Origin of the sequence: Bacillus sp. IBL03825, assembly GCF_024712505.1 — a bacterium.
Lineage (GTDB): Bacteria > Bacillota > Bacilli > Bacillales > Bacillaceae_G > Bacillus_A > Bacillus_A wiedmannii.
In genome coordinates this window covers 5,123,213-5,138,393 of the sequence record NZ_JAMXKE010000001.1, presented here as the reverse complement: position 1 = coordinate 5,138,393, position 15,181 = coordinate 5,123,213, and the positions used below count along the sequence as shown (strand labels likewise).

General features: G+C 36.3%; 15 protein-coding genes. 14 read left to right on the top strand and 1 reads right to left on the bottom strand.

The window, feature by feature from the left end:
• The first annotated feature begins 50 nt into the window (after positions 1-50).
• A complete protein-coding gene (gene galU / locus NHG49_RS26580; protein WP_258126724.1) occupies positions 51-932 on the top strand; it encodes a UTP--glucose-1-phosphate uridylyltransferase GalU in 882 nt (293 codons plus the stop codon).
• A 57-nt stretch (positions 933-989) separates the two neighbouring features.
• On the opposite strand, the gene NHG49_RS26575 is transcribed toward galU, so the two are convergent.
• Entirely contained in the window at positions 990-1,433 is a 444-nt protein-coding gene (locus NHG49_RS26575; RefSeq protein WP_098082138.1) for an SRPBCC family protein, read from the bottom strand.
• Positions 1,434-1,936: 503 nt separating this feature from the next.
• Between NHG49_RS26575 and fabZ the strand changes: the two genes are divergently transcribed.
• From fabZ to yknW, 13 genes are all read left to right on the top strand, one after another.
• A complete protein-coding gene (fabZ, locus tag NHG49_RS26570) occupies positions 1,937-2,371 on the top strand; it encodes a 3-hydroxyacyl-ACP dehydratase FabZ (RefSeq protein ID WP_000884319.1) in 435 nt (144 codons plus the stop codon).
• Between the two features lie 387 nt (positions 2,372-2,758).
• Positions 2,759-2,956 (top strand): hypothetical protein, encoded by a 198-nt coding sequence (locus tag NHG49_RS26565; protein WP_000982278.1) that lies wholly within the window; start codon positions 2,759-2,761, stop codon positions 2,954-2,956.
• 471 nt (positions 2,957-3,427) lie between these two features.
• A complete protein-coding gene (gene tagU, locus NHG49_RS26560) occupies positions 3,428-4,339 on the top strand; it encodes a polyisoprenyl-teichoic acid--peptidoglycan teichoic acid transferase TagU (RefSeq protein ID WP_258126723.1) in 912 nt (303 codons plus the stop codon).
• 184 nt (positions 4,340-4,523) lie between these two features.
• Positions 4,524-5,516 carry a UDP-glucose 4-epimerase GalE gene (gene galE / locus NHG49_RS26555; RefSeq protein ID WP_258126722.1) on the top strand — a complete coding sequence of 331 codons (993 nt, stop codon included), beginning with the start codon at positions 4,524-4,526 and terminating at the stop codon, positions 5,514-5,516.
• 121 nt (positions 5,517-5,637) lie between these two features.
• Positions 5,638-6,309 (top strand): response regulator transcription factor, encoded by a 672-nt coding sequence (locus tag NHG49_RS26550; protein ID WP_088047769.1) that lies wholly within the window; start codon positions 5,638-5,640, stop codon positions 6,307-6,309.
• A gap of 11 nt (positions 6,310-6,320) precedes the next feature.
• A complete protein-coding gene (locus tag NHG49_RS26545) occupies positions 6,321-7,751 on the top strand; it encodes a HAMP domain-containing sensor histidine kinase (protein WP_064476141.1) in 1,431 nt (476 codons plus the stop codon).
• A gap of 66 nt (positions 7,752-7,817) precedes the next feature.
• A complete protein-coding gene (locus tag NHG49_RS26540) occupies positions 7,818-8,600 on the top strand; it encodes a DUF3919 family protein (RefSeq protein ID WP_000826638.1) in 783 nt (260 codons plus the stop codon).
• A complete protein-coding gene (locus NHG49_RS26535) occupies positions 8,597-9,631 on the top strand; it encodes an ABC transporter substrate-binding protein (RefSeq protein ID WP_088047771.1) in 1,035 nt (344 codons plus the stop codon). The genes NHG49_RS26540 and NHG49_RS26535 overlap by 4 nt, the downstream gene beginning before the upstream one ends.
• Before the next feature lie 19 nt (positions 9,632-9,650).
• Entirely contained in the window at positions 9,651-10,985 is a 1,335-nt protein-coding gene (gene pgtP, locus NHG49_RS26530; RefSeq protein ID WP_046960113.1) for an MFS transporter, read from the top strand.
• A 239-nt stretch (positions 10,986-11,224) separates the two neighbouring features.
• Positions 11,225-12,418 (top strand): efflux RND transporter periplasmic adaptor subunit, encoded by a 1,194-nt coding sequence (locus NHG49_RS26525; protein ID WP_064476149.1) that lies wholly within the window; start codon positions 11,225-11,227, stop codon positions 12,416-12,418.
• Complete coding sequence (locus tag NHG49_RS26520; protein WP_064476150.1) at positions 12,415-13,095, top strand: ABC transporter ATP-binding protein; 681 nt, start codon at positions 12,415-12,417, stop codon at positions 13,093-13,095. Before NHG49_RS26525 ends, NHG49_RS26520 begins: the two co-directional genes overlap by 4 nt.
• Positions 13,092-14,294 (top strand): ABC transporter permease, encoded by a 1,203-nt coding sequence (locus tag NHG49_RS26515; protein ID WP_000054368.1) that lies wholly within the window; start codon positions 13,092-13,094, stop codon positions 14,292-14,294. Before NHG49_RS26520 ends, NHG49_RS26515 begins: the two co-directional genes overlap by 4 nt.
• A 128-nt stretch (positions 14,295-14,422) precedes the next feature.
• Complete coding sequence (gene yknW / locus NHG49_RS26510; RefSeq protein ID WP_064476151.1) at positions 14,423-15,124, top strand: YknW family membrane protein; 702 nt, start codon at positions 14,423-14,425, stop codon at positions 15,122-15,124.
• Positions 15,125-15,181: the final 57 nt, after the last annotated feature.

Here is a 15,181-nt window from a genome sequence, read left to right as displayed (position 1 = left end):
AAGGATAAAATAAAATTTCTTTAAATTATATAAGTTAAGGTGGTTTATTGATGAAAACAGTAAAAAAAGCTATTATCCCAGCAGCTGGTTTAGGAACTCGTTTTCTACCAGCAACTAAAGCAATGCCGAAGGAAATGTTACCAATTGTTGATAAACCAACAATTCAATACATTGTAGAAGAAGCGATTGAATCCGGAATTGAAGATATTATTATTGTAACTGGAAAAGGAAAGCGTGCTATCGAGGACCACTTTGATCATTCGTTTGAGTTGGAGCAAAACTTATTAGAAAAGGGTAAGCATGAAATCCTTAAGAAGGTGCAAGAGTCTTCCAAAATTAATATCCACTATATTCGTCAAAAAGAACCGAAAGGCTTAGGTCATGCTGTATGGTGTGCTCGTAAGTTTATTGGTAATGAGCCATTCGCTGTTTTACTTGGTGATGATATTGTACAAGCTGAAACACCATGCTTACGTCAATTAATGGATCAATATGAGGCAACACAATCATCGGTAATCGGTGTTCAAACTGTTCCGGAGACGGAAACGCATCGCTATGGTATTATTGATCCGCTAGTACAAAAGGGTCGTAGTTATCAAGTCAGTAAGTTTGTAGAAAAGCCAGATAAAGGAACAGCACCATCCAACTTAGCAATTATGGGGCGCTATGTATTAACACCTGAGATTTTCACGTTCTTAGAGAATCAACAAACAGGAGCAGGTGGCGAGATTCAGTTGACGGATGCTATTCAGCGCTTAAATGAGATACAAAGAGTATTTGCTTATGATTTCGAAGGAAAGCGATACGACGTTGGAGAGAAGCTTGGATTCATTCAAACAACACTTGAAATGGCATTACAGCATGATGAGTTAAAGAATGCATTATTAAGCTATATGGAGAAATTATTAAAAAAAGAAATGGTTAATAATTAACTTTCATAAAAAAACATCTCGGAAAGTTATTGTAAAATAAATTTCTGAGATGTTTTTTTATAACTGTTTCATTAATTTATCTGCCACTTTTTTAGAAAGCTGCTTTGTCATTTTAGGAACAAATGGTTTAATTGCGCCGTTAAAAACAAAGGCTCCTTTACCAGTTGTTCGCAATTCTAACTGACTTGTTATTTTTGTAGTAGAAGAAGAGGTTGATTCAGCAAGAAAAAAGCCGCTACCAACTAATTTTTTTGTTGGAGAAGTCATCGTAAAGCTAATTTTATCAGGCATTTGCCATTCAATAATTTCAACATTTAGATTAACGTCTCGTTTAATAAATCCTAAATCACCGTGCAAACGCCAAGTTGAATGTTTGTCATCAATAATTTTATGTTTAACATAGCCTGTGACTAGTGGAGCCCAATTGTTTATATCGCTAATAAATTTCCAAATTTGATTTGGTGAAGCATTTAACTCGATAGTATGTATACCTTTTGCCATTTTGGGATTCCCTTCTAAAAATAAAGATATTTGAACGATCAGGTTAAAATTCTATATTCATTTTATTATAATGTAAGTATGTAAATTCTATTATAAGCGTTTTTTTCTTTTATTTTAATGATTTTTTACTAAAATTCATATTTCTAAATATCACATTTAAGAGAATGTAAGGAAAATAGAGAAATCCTGAGCAATATTAGGAAATTAATGCGAAAAAGGTCGAAAATTAGGTTTTAATTTCTTATTTTTGTCATATATAATGAATCTTGAATACGACATTAAGGCTTAATATATTTAATATAATTTGCCTTTCCCTAACTTGGGTATACACTCTTTTCAACCTCCGTGTCAGAGATAATATATATTGAAAAGAGTGTATACATTTTTTTATTTTAGAAGTGAAATTCTAAAATCTTTTTTATAATGACAAATGAGAGTTAAAATGGGATAATGATAGTATAACTTCTGGTGGTATGACCAATCTTGTTTAAGGAGAGAAGTGTATGCTAGATATTCAACAAATTAAAGAAATAATTCCTCATCGCTATCCATTCCTACTAGTGGATAAAGTTTTAGAAGTAGAAGAAGGAAAGCGGGCTATTGGAATAAAGAATGTTACAGCTAATGAAGAATTTTTTAATGGACATTTTCCAGATTATCCTGTAATGCCAGGTGTTTTAATTGTAGAGGCTTTAGCACAGGTTGGCGCTGTTGCTATGCTGAAAAAAGAAGAGAATCGTGGTCGTTTAGCATTTTTTGCAGGCATTGATAATTGCCGTTTTAAACGACAAGTCCGTCCAGGTGACCAGCTTCGTTTAGAAGTTGAAATGACGCGTGTACGTGGAGCAATTGGAAAAGGAAAAGCAATTGCTACTGTAGATGGTGAAATTGCTTGTGAGACAGAAATAACGTTCGCTCTTGGAGAGAAAAAAGAATAGTAAACGTAAAATGTTTTTTTATACAGATAGGTGGATACCGGGCTGAGTTTGCAGCCTTGTGTCCACCTATTTTATTTGTGTAGTAATATGTGATTTGTTTAGCAAAGAAGTTTAGTAGTAGTAACACTTTAGAATATTAGTAAGAGTTTTTATTAAATAAGTTAGGGGGGGAAATTGGAATAATAAGAAGGGAATTTATATAAATTTGCAGGTATTTATAGCATGATGAAAGAATAAAGCAAAGGTAGGAATTTATAAATTAAATTGTTAAGTGTATAAGGGTAGGATTTTTAAAAAATTACAAAAGTTCGCAGCGATTTCATAAGAAAAACACAACTTTTTAGTAAAAGGAATATAAAATGATTTTATCAAAATAGAGAAAAAGAGATGATGAATGTGAAGCTATACGAGGTTTTACATGATTATGAGAATGGAAAGTTTAAAGATGGCGATATGTTTTTATATCAAAATAACCCAAGGATGATTGCAATTTTTAAATCAGGTAATTTTGTTTGGAGCGATGACTATGTAGCTGTTAGTTGCAAAGATATTTCAAAAGATATTTGGTATATCAGAGAAAAGTAGTGAAGGTTTAAAGGTACGATGTATAGGGGTCATTAGGGTTAATTATCCGAATATTAAGTCATTTATGTTTGGTATGCATGGAGCAAGGAATTTCTATAATTATAGGAGAAACCCATCTTAATGCGAGAGGATGGCCGAACTGCAAAATAATTAGAAATAAGAAGATTGAATCTTATTATTTTATATGATAACATGCCCTATAGCAAAAATAGAGTCCATCTAGCATGATGAACTCTATTTTTGCTATAGGGCATAATTTTATAAAGAAGTTACACTCATATGAATATAGAAGATAATAAAAGACTTCATCATTCAGTTAATAAGAATAGATGGAAGTTTCCCTTGTTTTGATGGCAAATACTGTTTGCTCTTTTTAATTTATCTTTTATTTTTAATCAAGAATAATGTAATATAGTGGGGAGTATAAAAATAGATATATTATTTTTAAATTTTGATAAAGAGGGTAAAGGTATGAAAAAGAAAATTTTATTTTGGGTACTCGGTATTATCGGGGTACTAATAATAGGCGGAGGAATTTATGCCTATAATGTATATTCTTCTGTATCTAATACATTAAAGGAAGTTCATCAACCTTTAAAACGTGATCAGAACAACAGTAACGTTGGAGAAAAAGTTAGCAAGAGTGAACCAGTGTCAATTTTATTGCTAGGAGCAGATGAGCGCAATGATGATAAAGGGCGTTCAGACTCTTTGATGGTAATTACATTAAATCCTAAAAATAACTCTATGAAAACAGTAAGTATTCCTCGTGATACTTATACAGAAATTGTTGGAAAAGGTAAAAGCGATAAAATCAATCATGCTTATGCATTCGGCGGAGTAGATATGTCTGTAGCGACAGTAGAAAACTTCTTGAATGTTCCTATTAATTATTATATTGAAGTGAACATGGAAGGATTTAAAGATATTGTTGATGCAGTTGGTGGGGTAGATGTAAATAATGATTTAGAATTTACGCAGGATGGACATCATTTTGCGAAAGGAAATATTCATTTAACAGGTGACCAAGCTCTAGCCTTCACACGTATGCGTAAACAAGATCCACGTGGTGACTTTGGTCGTCAGATGCGCCAACGCCAAGTGATGCAAGGTGTTATCAAAAAAGGTGCAAGCTTCTCTTCTTTAACAGGTTATGGAGATGTATTAGCGGCAATTCAAAAGAATGTGAAGACAAACTTAACGCAAGATCAAATGTTTGATATGCAAAAGAACTATAAAGATTGCTTAAAAAATAGTGAGGATATCCAAATCCCGGGTGACGGTCACAAGGCTGCTAATGGCATTTGGTACTACTATGTTCCAGATGCAGCAAAACAAGATTTAACGAATAAATTAAGAGCGCATCTTGAAGTAACTAAGTAATAACCCAACTTCTTTAGACAGAATTCGGTTTCCCAAGTGCTAAAGGACATGAAGTCTGGGCACAATATGTAACGGATTATTTCGTTGCTAAGTAATAAGGGTACACAAAAGGTATACGAGCAATCGTATACCTTTTATAATAAGAGAGTGAATAAGAAATCCTAATATATGTAGGAGGAAGACAATGAATTCAATCTTAATCTGCGGCGGAGCTGGTTATATCGGTTCTCACGCTGTGAAAAAATTAGTAGACGAAGGTTTATCTGTAGTAGTAGTAGATAACTTACAAACGGGTCATGAAGATGCAATTACGGAAGGTGCGAAGTTTTATAATGGCGACCTTCGTGATAAAGCATTTTTAAGAGATGTTTTTAAACAAGAAAATATTGAGGCAGTTATGCATTTCGCAGCTGATTCTTTAGTTGGAGTTAGTATGGAGAAGCCTCTGCAATATTATAATAACAATGTGTATGGTGCACTTTGCTTATTAGAGGTAATGGATGAGTTTAAGGTAGATAAGTTTATTTTCTCTTCTACTGCGGCGACGTATGGTGAGGTAGATGTAGACCTTATTACTGAGGAAACGATGACAAATCCAACGAATACATATGGAGAAACGAAGTTAGCGATCGAGAAGATGCTTCATTGGTATAGCCAAGCTTCTAATTTACGTTATAAGATTTTCAGATACTTTAACGTGGCTGGTGCAACTCCAAATGGTATTATTGGGGAAGATCACCGCCCAGAGACGCATTTAATTCCTCTTGTGCTGCAAGTGGCGTTAGGTCAACGTGAGAAGATTATGATGTTTGGTGAGGATTATAATACACCAGATGGTACTTGTATCCGTGACTATATTCATGTTGAAGATTTAGTGGCAGCTCACTTCTTAGGGCTTAAAGACCTACAGAACGGCGGAGAGAGTGATTTCTATAACTTAGGAAATGGTAATGGTTTCAGTGTAAAAGAAATCGTTGATGCAGTTCGTGAAGTTACAAATCATGAAATTCCAGCTGAAGTAGCGCCACGTCGTGCGGGAGATCCAGCACGTTTAGTTGCTTCTTCTCAGAAAGCGAAAGAGAAGTTAGGTTGGAATCCTAAGTATGTAAATGTGAAGACAATCATTGAGCATGCTTGGAATTGGCATCAGAAGCAACCTAATGGGTATGCTAAATAAATATAATAAGTGAAAGAGAGGGTATTGTCGTTCAACATATGTTCGACAATACCCTCTCTTTTTTTGTATGATTTTTGCTATACTAAACTGTACTATAATACGGGATGAAAGGAGGAGAATAATGAAAATACTTGTAGTTGATGATGAATCGAGTATTCGTAATTTGATTCGGATGCAGTTGGAGATGGAAGGGTATGAAGTGCTCACGGCGGCTGATGGAAGAGAAGCTTTAGAGAAATGGAATGAAGGGCCGGATGTATTGATTTTGGATGTTATGCTACCAGATACAGATGGGTATGAGTTGCTTCGCTTGTTCCGTGAGAAGAATAGGGATATTCCAGTGCTCATGTTAACTGCAAAGAGTCAGATGAATGATAAATTGCTTGGTCTGCAGCTTGGTGCGGATGATTATGTGACGAAGCCATTTAATTATGCTGAGCTTATTCTTCGGGTCAAGAATATGACGCGGCGTGTGAAGAAGGCAGAGGTAACGGTAAGTCATGAAGTAATTGGGGCAGGAGAGATAACGATTTGTCCTAAGGAAAGAAAAGTGCATGTTAGTGGACAAGAAATTCAGTTAACGTACCGAGAGTTTAATTTATGTCAGTTGTTTGCTTCAAATCCGCAGCGTGTATTTATGAGAGATGAGTTACTTGAGAAAGTATGGGGGTTTGAGTATATCGGAAATACGAGAGCGGTTGATATTATGGTGCAAAGACTGCGGAAGAAGCTAGGGAATAGCGGGGAATATATTAAGACAATTTATGGCGTTGGCTATAAACTGGATTGTTAAGTGGTGATGGTATGTCTTTAAAAAGAAATATGGTGTTTGGAATAGTGGGACTGTTAATCCCGATTTTTGTTCTTTTGTACGCAGTTGTTTATATTACGTTAGAAAAGAATATGTATCATAACGCGGCAAATTCTTTAGAGAAATTAAGTGTAGAAGCACAAATTTATACGATGAATTATTTAGAGAAGGAAGCAGAGGTAGAGACGCTCGGTCCGAATTCACTTTTAATTGCTTCGTATTTAGCGAAGCGTATGGATGTCCGTGTACAGATGATTGGAAAGAATGGAGATGTTGTTGCGGATACGCAAAAGGGAGCACTTCTTCATCGGAACATTGATATTGAGAGCTCTTTGAAGGGGAAGAAGTCTTATGTTTTTGAAGAGGGAGACCCAGCTCCAATTCTTTTGTTTTCAAGCCCAGTTTATTATGGAAACGATGTCATCGGAAGTGTTCGTTTTATAAATGAGTTAACGGGTGAGAAGGAAGTTTTAACAAATGTTGGCTGGACGTTTTTAATGACGTCTCTTTGTCTAGTAGCTGCGGGTATTTTCTTTGCAATTCGTTTGGCAAAGTCTCTTCATAAGCCAATCGATCAGTTAAGACAAATGGCAAAGCGGCTTGCGAATGGGGATTATAAAAGCAAGATTGAGCTAAATGAATATGTGGAAATTGCTCAGCTTTCAGCGTCTTTTAATGCGATGGCGGATGGAATTGAACTACATATTAAGCAATTGAAAGAGGAGAAAGAGAAGCAGAAAGATTTCTTAGACCGTATTACACATGAGTTGAAAACACCGCTAACGGCGATTATTGGCTATGTGGATTTAATTCCAAAGTTGAAGGCAAAGGAAGATGTACAGGAGAGCCTGCGTTATGTGGCTGTAGAAAGTGAGCGTCTATTATCACTTGTAGAGGAATTACTTAAGTCTTCAAAGTACGGGACGAGTACGTTTGAAGTGTCACCTACAGTTGTGAATATAAAGGAATTAGCAGAAGAAGCAGTTTCAATTGTGAAACCTCGCCTGCAGAAATTTGAGATTGAAGTGATAAATGAGTTAACAGATGTACATGTTGTTGCGGATTTCGATAAGACGAAACAGATTTTCTTAAACGTGCTTGATAATGCGATAAAATATAGCGATGCTACGCAAATTCGTATGAATGTAATTGTAAATGAACGTGAGGCAAAGGTTTTTGTTCATGATGATGGCATTGGTATAGATGAAGGTGTGCTTGCAGAGTGGAATGAATCGCCAGAAGGGAAGGTACTGCCTTCTAGTTACGGGAATGGTTACGGTTTGTATATTTGTCAGGAGATTATGAATAAGCAGGGCGGAAGTATGCGAATTGAGAGCAGTGAAGAAATAGGCACTACAATATTTATTACATTCTTGCTTCCGAGACGAATGGAAGACATAAAAAACCTGAAAGCGGTTAAATGATACATTTATGAAACAATTATGCGGTATTTTCGAAACAACGTTTTTTTATCTTGGAGGTAGGCAGAAATGAAAAGGCTATCATTTCAAATTCTTATGTTTGTCCTTTGTATAATTGTTTCTCTTATTTTGTTTTATGTGATGGAGAAGCAAATATACAATCGAATCACAATAGTGAATGACAAACAAACTGTTTTACAAAGGGTGAATGAATCCCTGCCTACTGAAATGAAGGTTAGGCATGAAAAGTGGGGAGAAATTGTTATAACGGATGAAGTTCGTTTGCATACGATTGTTTCATTCTTTGACCGAATTCAAATAGAACCGAGAGAAGCTAAGAATCAAGAACAAGTATTTACTGGAGAAGTAACGTACTTGAATGGACATAAACGTACTTTTGCAGTAGGTGACTTGTTCCAGTACGGGGCTGATATGTACGGAAAGAATGGTACGGATCCAATGATTTCAGCATTTCAAACGTATTTGTTAAGCCTGTATTACACACCAGAACGTATTAGTGATTTTTTTGCGTCAGCGCAGGATGTCATAGTACGTCAAGGTGATGTAGAACGTGCGATGAATCTTACGCACATACTTGATTCGATTCGGTACGCAAAGCAAATTACAGATTACGGAGAAATACAGAAATTATTACAATCACAGAATGAACCGATTGCTTATATTACCGCTTATAAAACAGGGAAGCGTATAAAGAATGAGCGAGAAGATATTCTTACTATTTCTGTATATCCATCGTACTTTGTTGTGCAATATCTCGGTGATAATAACGGGAATGTTATGTATATGAAAAGCTCCCTCGCAAATTTATTTGTAAAGGAGAATGTGTCATGAGAAAGATAGCCTTTTTCTTCTTTTTGCTAGTAATTGGAGGAGCGATGTCTAGTTGCTCTCGAGATACAACCTCTATTAAATATAATAAAAGTGGTCTCCCTATTTTGGATGATCGTCATCTTGTTGCGTATGTAGCAGCTCGTGAGGAAGTTGGTGAAGCTTTGCTGTCATCATTTTGTAAACCACGCGGCTGTACGTATGAATTTATTCGTCTTTCGACAGAAGAGCTTCTTCGGAGGGTAGAAGAGGAAGCGGGAAATCCGAAAGCGGATATTATTATTGGCGGTACGGTAGACGCGCATCAAATGATGAAGCAAAAAAATCTATCTATTCCTGTTACGAGTCAGCATGCGAACCGTATTTCAAAAACTGTTAAAGATAAAGACGGTTATTGGTACGGTTATGAAGTGGAGAAGCTGGCAATTGCGATCAATAAAGAGCGGTGGAATGAAGAAATAGCACCGCTCGGACTTCCTTATCCATCAAGGTGGCAAGATTTATTAAATCCAGTATATAAGGGGAAAATTGTTATGCCAGATCCAAATGTCTCAGGAACAGCATATACGTTTTTTCAATCACTTATTGATACTTTAGGTGAAGGGAAAGCGAAGGAATATGTTAAGAACTTGGCAGGACAAGTTGGAGAAGTAACAGTGAATGGTTACATACCGGCAGAACTTGTTGCAAGCGGTGAATATATGATAGGCATCAATTTCATGGGAGATCAGAGAATGCTTCAAAAACGAGGCTTTCCTATTTTAAGTAACGAACCTGAGCAAACAGGATTATCTGTTAATGCGATTTCGAAACTAAAACGTGCACCGAATGGTATTATTTCGGATTTATTTATTGATTATTGTTTATCAGAAGAAGCGGGTCATATTTTAGAAAAGGTTTCGTTTGGCGTACCAACGATGTTTGCGAAGAATGAGAAAGAAATAGAAGGACAGCCGGTTAGAAGAACAAACAAAAATATATCAAATAGCGGAATAATCGAGATATGGAATAGACAGCGTCTCTCTCAGAAGTGAGAAAAGGAGACGAAAGAATATGTTTAAATGGCTTAAGCCAGCACCTGCAATTGAACGTTTGCCAGCAGATATGATTGATCGAGTATACAAATTACTACGTATTCGTGTATTAATGGGAATTTCAGTTGGGTATGCTGCTTATTATTTAGTTCGTAGTAACTTTACGTTATCAAGTACGTATTTAGTACAAGAATATGGATTTAGTACAGCTGAAATTGGACTACTAGGTTCAATCATGGCAATTGTTTATGGATTTAGTAAGTTCTTTATGGGGAATTTGTCAGATAAAGCTTTCGCCCAGCGCTTTATCGCAGTCGGTTTATTCTTATCAGGGCTTGTAAATATTTGTTTCGGTTTTGCATCGTCATTTGGAATGATTGTTACACTACTTGTTCTAAACGGTATTGTACAAGGTATGGGAGCACCCCCTTGTAGTATCGTTATGACGAAATGGTTCTCGAAGAAAGAACGCGGTACGAAAACGGGTATTTGGAATATTTCACATAACGTTGGCGGAATGCTCGTACCACCACTTGTCGGAATTGGTGTAGCTATTTTTGGTGAAAATCATTGGCAAGGCGGCGTGTTTATTTTCCCTGCGATTATCGCAATGGTAATTTCAGTTCTTGTTTGGATTAATGCGAAGGATACACCAGAATCAGAAGGTCTTCCTCCAATTGATGAGTATCGTAATGACTATGAAAATCTTGAAAAAGCAGATAATGCTAACAAGATGTCACCAAAAGAAATTTTAATGAAGTATGTAGTGAAAAATAAATTTGTATGGTTCTTATGTATTGCAAATGCATTTGTGTATTTAATTCGTTTCGGCGTTATTAACTGGGTTCCACTTTATTTAACGACAGTTAAAGGCTTCTCAAAAAATGAAGCACACGCGGCGTACGCAATCTTTGAAGGTATGGCAATTCCAAGTTCATTAATCGTTGGTCTTTTAAGTGATAAATTATTTAAAGGAAAACGTATGCCATTATGTATCATTAGTATGGTCGGAGTTGTTATTGGTACGTTTGTATATTGGCAAGCAACTAGCATACTTGTTGTAAGTATTGCAGTTTCTATCATCGGTTGTTTAATTTATGTACCACAGTTCTTAATCGGTTTAAGTGCGATGGAATTAGTACCGAAATTTGCAGTAGGTACGACAGTTGGTATGTGTGGTCTGTTCGGTTATGTGGGCGGAAGTCTTGTAGCTAATGCAGCGATTGGTATTATTGTTGATCGTTCTGGCTGGGACGGTTGCTTCATCTTACTATTAACAGGTGCAATTTTATCAACAATCTTCTTGTTCATCGTTCAACGTGGACATGAGGGGAAAAAAACTAAAGTAGCATAATATTTTGCCTGAAAAGCTATCCAATTGTTATATTGGATAGCTTTTCTTATATTAATATAACCTTTCCTTAAATCTATCTTAAAAGACAATATGTCATATTTCTAATCATTGGAATTTTTGTTACAATATAAATGGATGTGTAAAACTTTGTAAAAAGAATGTAATAATATGTAATTCGTTTTCAGAAAGTTTTATACAATTTTTATATTAAACTATTAAGTTATAAAGGGAGAGAGAATATGGTACCAAATACGGTTCGTACTCCAAGCAAGAAGAAGAAATGGATTATTATCGGGGTTATTGCACTAATTGTTATTGTAGCGGCGGTTAATATTTTTATTATGCAAGGCAAGAAGAAGGGGGCATCAACATCTGCTGATGCTGTGAGCTTTGAGAAGGTAACGGAGCGAAAGCTTAATAATACGAAATTAATTTCTGGCCAGGTGAAACCAGGGAATATTGAAAGTTTCTATGCGGATCCGACTAAAGGGAAAGTGAAAGATATTGCAGTGAAAGAAGGACAAGAGATAGAGAAAGGTACGAAGTTATTCTCTTATGATAATGAAGAGATTAACTTGCAAATGAAGCAAGCTGAGCTTGATCAGAAGATGGCGGATATGCGTTATGATCAAGGGAAGAAGAAGATTGATTCGTTGAAGAAAGAAATTAAGAAGGCAAAGGATAGCGGAGCTGGGAAAGAAGTAACGGATCCGATGGACGAGCAAGTAAGTGAGTTAGAGATGGCACAAAAGACAACTGATCTTGAGAAAGAAAAAGGGAAGTTGCAGAAAGAAGAGTTAAGTAAAAAGCAGAAAGAGCTTACGATTTATAGTAATTTTACTGGTGTCGTTCAAAAGTTAGATAAAGATGCGGCGCAAAGTTCATCTCAAGCGTTAGGTGGTCAAGGGAAAGCATTTTTACAAGTGGCGTCTAAAGATCCATTCCAAGTGCAAGGGACGTTAACTGAGCTTCAGAAGTCACAAATTCAACCAGATCAAACATTTACTGTAACTGCTAAAGCAAATAATAAGAAGAAGTGGACAGGTAAAATTACAGAGGTAAGTGAATTCCCAACGAGTGCAGAGATGGCTCAAGCTGGTGGTATGGGTGAAGCGACTCAAAATATGTCTCAATATACATATAAAGCAAGTCTTGATAGTCAAGATGGTTTATCTCCAGGTTATCATGTTTCATTGCAAGTAAATTTAGAGAATAAGACGATGATTGCTGTTCCAACTAAGAGCATTGTAGAAAAAGATGGTGATGCATTTGTTTATGTTGAGGATAAAGGAAAGCTTCGTAAACAAAATGTGAAAAAAGGTTCTACTGATGGAGACTGGACAGAGATTGTTGAAGGCGCAAAAGTGGGGCAAAAGGTGGTTAAAAATCCTTCCGACGACGTGTATGACGGAATGGAAGTGAAAGAGAAATGATTACGTTAAATAATATTGCTAAAACGTATTATCAAGGAAAATTGGCAGTGCCAATCTTACATGATATTAGTGTAACAATTCAAAGCGGTGAGTTCGTTTCGATTATGGGACCGTCTGGTTCTGGTAAATCAACGCTTATGAATATTATCGGTTGTTTAGATCGTCCGACAGAAGGCGAATATATGCTGAATGATGTGAATATCTTAACAGCAGACGAGTCAAAGCTTGCTTTAATTCGTAATGAATATATTGGCTTTGTGTTTCAGCACTTTAATTTGCTTCCACGTCTTTCGGCAGTAGAAAATGTTGAACTTCCGCTCGTATACGGTGGTGTGAAGAAAGCAGAGCGTCGTCAAAGGGCTCTGGACGCGCTTGGTAAAGTCGGTTTGTCAGATAGGGTTCACCATTTGCCGAATGAATTATCAGGTGGACAGAAGCAGCGTGTAGCGATTGCAAGGTCGATTGCGAATAATCCAACGTTCATTATGGCTGATGAGCCTACTGGCGCGCTTGATACGAAGTCTGGTGAGCAAGTGATGAATATTTTCACGAAGCTTAATGCAGAAGGTACAACGATTGTTATGGTTACGCATGAAGAGGAAGTAGCAGCGTATTCTTCCCGCCGTATTGTACTGCGAGATGGGAAAATTACAGAAGATAGAAGGTGTGCGGTATGAGTTTACTAGATAGTATAAAAATTGCCCTATCTTCTATTTTAGCTCATAAACTGCGTTCGGCATTAACGATGCTCGGTATTATTATCGGCGTTGGTTCTATTATTACTGTCGTTGCGATTGGGCAAGGCGGGGAAGCAATGCTGAAGTCGAAATTCGCAGGTTCTGGTGGTAATAACCTTATGCCAATTCAATTTAAACCAGATATGAATGATGAGTTTGCTATAGGCGGATTTGAAATACCGAAGTTAACGGAAGAGGATATTTTAGAAGTAAAACAAGTGAAAGATGTTTCACATGTTATTACGACAAATTCGACGACAGAGATACTAGATGTAAATGATAAAAAAGCAAATCTGAATGTTATTGGTCTTGATAATGAATATTTTGCGGTTAATAAAGTAAAGGTCGTAAAGGGACGTACTTTAAATGAATCAGATATTTCTCATGCAAATAACGTTGTGATGATTAGTACAAAAACAGAAAAGACGTTATTTAAGGATGTAAACCCAGTTGGGCAAATTATTGAGATGAAAGGACAACCGATGCAGATTGTCGGTGTGTATACATCTGATAATGAGTTTATGGGATTTGAAATGGAAGAAGCGTTAATCCCCCTTACATTATGGCCTGTTTTATTCGGAACAGATGATATTCAAAATATCGCAATTCAAGCTAAAAATGTAGACGATTTAGAAGCAGCTGGTAAACAAGCTGTTGATGTATTAAATAGTCGTAAGCCAAGTGAAATTCCAGGTAAATATGAACTAGTGAATTTAAAAGAATTCCAAGAAAATGTTTCTAAAGTAACTGGTATTATGACGATGATTATCGGTGGTATTGCGGGTATTTCATTAGTCGTTGGTGGTATTGGTGTTATGAACATTATGCTCGTATCTGTAACGGAGCGTACGCGCGAAATCGGGATACGTAAAGCACTTGGGGCAACACGTAGTAAAATTTTATTACAGTTTTTAATTGAAGCAGTTATGTTAACACTTCTAGGTGGTTTAATCGGAATTGGTCTTGGATATGGCGGGGCCTATATCGTTTCCACATTTGCGAAATGGCCACCACTCGTTTCATGGGAAGTTGTCGTTGGAGGCGTACTATTCTCTATGACACTTGGTATTATTTTCGGATTAATTCCAGCGAACAAAGCTGCGAAATTAGATCCAATTGAAGCATTACGTTATGAATAAGTTAGTAGTGTAATAGAGAGGGAGCTCTCTACTACACATTACCGTTCTAGTGGGCGGTTCGTAGCCTCTATGTTGAGGAAGTGAACCGCCCGTTAGAACGGGTTATATAAATAGAAGGAGGCGTTATAATGGAAGCGAATTTGAATACGCAAAAAGCTGGTGGAGAGAAGCCATCATTGTTCGGAATGATTACTTCTCCTGGTTTACAGTTTGAGAGAATGAAGACGACTGAGAAAGTTTGGGGTATGTTCTTCATAGTTGCGCTATTACAAGGACTTGTAGGTGGTTTAAATTCGTATATTACGTATACATCACCTGAGATGATTGAAATGCAAAAGAAATTAGGTGGTGCACTTGCAGAGCAGGGCTCGCTTGTATCAAATTTAATTTCTAGTACGATATGGGGAATAGTAGGTGTTATGATTGCAACATTCGTTGTTGCAGCTATTTATAAAGTGTTTATGATGTTTTACGGGAATGATACTTCTTATAAAAAAATAGTAATGATTATTGTATACACGGATATTATTGTTATTATTGGTGGACTCATTAATGGTATTATAGCTTTAATTTTAGGTGCTGCACCAACTGCGTATACAAGTTTAGGTCCGTTATTTGAGAAAGGCTCACTTGCATATGGAATCGCTAATTCAATTGAAGTGTTCTATTTATGGAATTTAGTTTTAATTTGGTTAGGATTACAAGTTACAGCAGGATTAAGTAAAGTGAAAGCAGCTATTCCAATTATCGTTTTATTCATTATTAAGGCGGTATTCTTAGCTGCGATTGTTGTATTGATGGCAAAGTTTTTACCTGGTTTGCCGGTATAATATGATTGGACTAAAAGGTGACTCTCCCAAGAGTCACCTTTTTTATTTTTACCCTTA

Excerpts from the sequence above, each read along its gene's own strand:
- NHG49_RS26520 (WP_064476150.1), top strand. The coding sequence starts at position 12,415 with ATGATTACGTTAAATAATATTGCTAAAACGTATTATCAAGGAAAATTG.
- NHG49_RS26540 (WP_000826638.1), top strand. The coding sequence starts at position 7,818 with ATGAAAAGGCTATCATTTCAAATTCTTATGTTTGTCCTTTGTATAATT.
- NHG49_RS26550 (WP_088047769.1), top strand. The coding sequence starts at position 5,638 with ATGAAAATACTTGTAGTTGATGATGAATCGAGTATTCGTAATTTGATT.
- galE (WP_258126722.1), top strand. The coding sequence starts at position 4,524 with ATGAATTCAATCTTAATCTGCGGCGGAGCTGGTTATATCGGTTCTCAC.
- NHG49_RS26515 (WP_000054368.1), top strand. The coding sequence starts at position 13,092 with ATGAGTTTACTAGATAGTATAAAAATTGCCCTATCTTCTATTTTAGCT.
- NHG49_RS26535 (WP_088047771.1), top strand. The coding sequence starts at position 8,597 with ATGAGAAAGATAGCCTTTTTCTTCTTTTTGCTAGTAATTGGAGGAGCG.
- yknW (WP_064476151.1), top strand. The coding sequence starts at position 14,423 with ATGGAAGCGAATTTGAATACGCAAAAAGCTGGTGGAGAGAAGCCATCA.
- NHG49_RS26575 (WP_098082138.1), bottom strand. The coding sequence starts at position 1,433 with ATGGCAAAAGGTATACATACTATCGAGTTAAATGCTTCACCAAATCAA.
- fabZ (WP_000884319.1), top strand. The coding sequence starts at position 1,937 with ATGCTAGATATTCAACAAATTAAAGAAATAATTCCTCATCGCTATCCA.
- NHG49_RS26545 (WP_064476141.1), top strand. The coding sequence starts at position 6,321 with ATGTCTTTAAAAAGAAATATGGTGTTTGGAATAGTGGGACTGTTAATC.
- pgtP (WP_046960113.1), top strand. The coding sequence starts at position 9,651 with ATGTTTAAATGGCTTAAGCCAGCACCTGCAATTGAACGTTTGCCAGCA.
- NHG49_RS26525 (WP_064476149.1), top strand. The coding sequence starts at position 11,225 with ATGGTACCAAATACGGTTCGTACTCCAAGCAAGAAGAAGAAATGGATT.
- tagU (WP_258126723.1), top strand. The coding sequence starts at position 3,428 with ATGAAAAAGAAAATTTTATTTTGGGTACTCGGTATTATCGGGGTACTA.
- NHG49_RS26565 (WP_000982278.1), top strand. The coding sequence starts at position 2,759 with ATGATGAATGTGAAGCTATACGAGGTTTTACATGATTATGAGAATGGA.
- galU (WP_258126724.1), top strand. The coding sequence starts at position 51 with ATGAAAACAGTAAAAAAAGCTATTATCCCAGCAGCTGGTTTAGGAACT.